The 1,561-nt window shown below is 36.4% G+C and carries 1 protein-coding gene; it reads right to left on the bottom strand.

Annotation, left to right across the window (positions count from 1 at the left end):
* Positions 1-68 precede the first annotated feature (68 nt).
* Positions 69-1,433, bottom strand: coding sequence for an ISL3 family transposase (locus tag ACEN33_RS12310; RefSeq protein WP_256971779.1), 1,365 nt, complete (start codon positions 1,431-1,433; stop codon positions 69-71).
* Positions 1,434-1,561 lie beyond the last annotated feature (128 nt).

The following is a 1,561-nucleotide window of genomic DNA, read 5'->3' as shown; positions in this document are numbered from 1 at the left end:
GGTTCTTTGTCAAATCGTGTTGGTCAGAGATTTCCGAGGTAGAAAGCTTAAATGCTTTCTACCTTTTTTTATGCGACTTTAGTATTTAATTGTTTGTTGATCACTTTTTCTTCTTCAAAAGTTAAGGGTCTGATTTCTTTCTCGGTCTTTTCTTTCAATTTAAAACTAATTAGAATGCGTGCCCTCAAATGACTAAAATTACGATAACCATAACCACTTCGTTTGATTGTTTTAATTTTATTGTTAATGCCTTCAAGGTGTCCATTGGACAAGGTGTACTTACAAGAATTCTCTATGGAACCCAGGTATTTATTCAAGGTCTGAAATGTTGTTCTAACATATCTCTTCACAGGTCTTTCTTTACTTCGCTCAAGTTGGGCCACGAATCCCTCGTAGTCTCCGGCATCTAGGGCCCATTTTAAATCGTTGATTAAATCATATACCCATTGAAACTGATTATCGATAGATAAAAGATAGTTGACCATCATCTTTTCTGTGACCAGACCATCGTAGAGGCGATGGGTCCCATAGGTTTCAAAATCAACGTCCCAGACATTTTTAAGAATGATTTTCCATTGTTTCTTCAACTTGGAGTAATCGCGCGGTCGAGTATAGCGAACGGTCTTCATTATCTCTATACGTAAACGATTAAGCGCACGATTGATATGTTGCACTATATGGAATCTATCAATAATTAATTCAGCGTTTGGAAAACAGTCGTGTATGACTTTTAAATAAGGACTATACATGTCTAATGTCACTGTCTTGACCGTTTGACGTAATTCATTTGGATAGCGTTGGAAATAAGCAATCAATTCCCTCTGCTGTCTGTTTTCGACGATGTCTATAATGTCATGCGTTTGCGCATTCGTAAAGATAAAACTCATCGATCCAGCCGCTTCTTTCACAGATTTAAATTCATCAAAAGAAAGATGTTCAGGCAGTTCGAACCTTGAGGGTTCAAGTGCCTTCCCTGAGTTCTCTAAAAGTCGTATGACCGTTGTCGGGGAGACGGAGACACGCTTGGCAATACACGTCATACTCTGAGTCTCGGCTAATTCAAACCCAATAGCGTTCTTAATTGGGTTTGAAATAAAACAATATTTATTAACGAGTGTGGTCACTGCTATAAAGGTGCGGTTACACTCATGGCATAGATAACGCTGCTTTTTCAATCGTAAAAGAGCTGGTTTAAACATTATATTACCTAATTTAATCGTAGATGTTTTGGTGCCATTTTTAGTGATCGAATAGTTCTCATTAACTGATCCACAGTGATGACAAGCCTTCGGCTTGTATGTAAGTGTGGCTTGATAAACTAAGTAGTTTACTCCTTTTATCTTTTCTTCTATACAAAGATAATTATTTACATCAAAAATAATGTTTTCGTCTTTAATATTTAATGAATTTCGTATAATATGAGAGTGGGTCATGTAGATTCTCCTTTGATTGGTTTTGGTCGACTTAATTATAAGGGAATCTACTGACCTTTTTCTATTGATATACAAAAAAACGTACCAGTGAGTTTTTAGAACTCACCAACACGATTAATTATAGAACC

This window comes from Ruoffia sp. FAM 24228, from assembly GCF_045528575.1.
In the GTDB taxonomy this organism is placed as follows: domain Bacteria; phylum Bacillota; class Bacilli; order Lactobacillales; family Aerococcaceae; genus Ruoffia; species Ruoffia halotolerans.
The sequence above is the reverse complement of the archived record's forward strand: the minus strand, read 5'-3'. Positions and strand labels throughout refer to the sequence as shown.

Coding starts and splice junctions, on each gene's coding strand:
- ACEN33_RS12310 (WP_256971779.1), bottom strand. CDS start 1,433: ATGACCCACTCTCATATTATACGAAATTCATTAAATATTAAAGACGAA.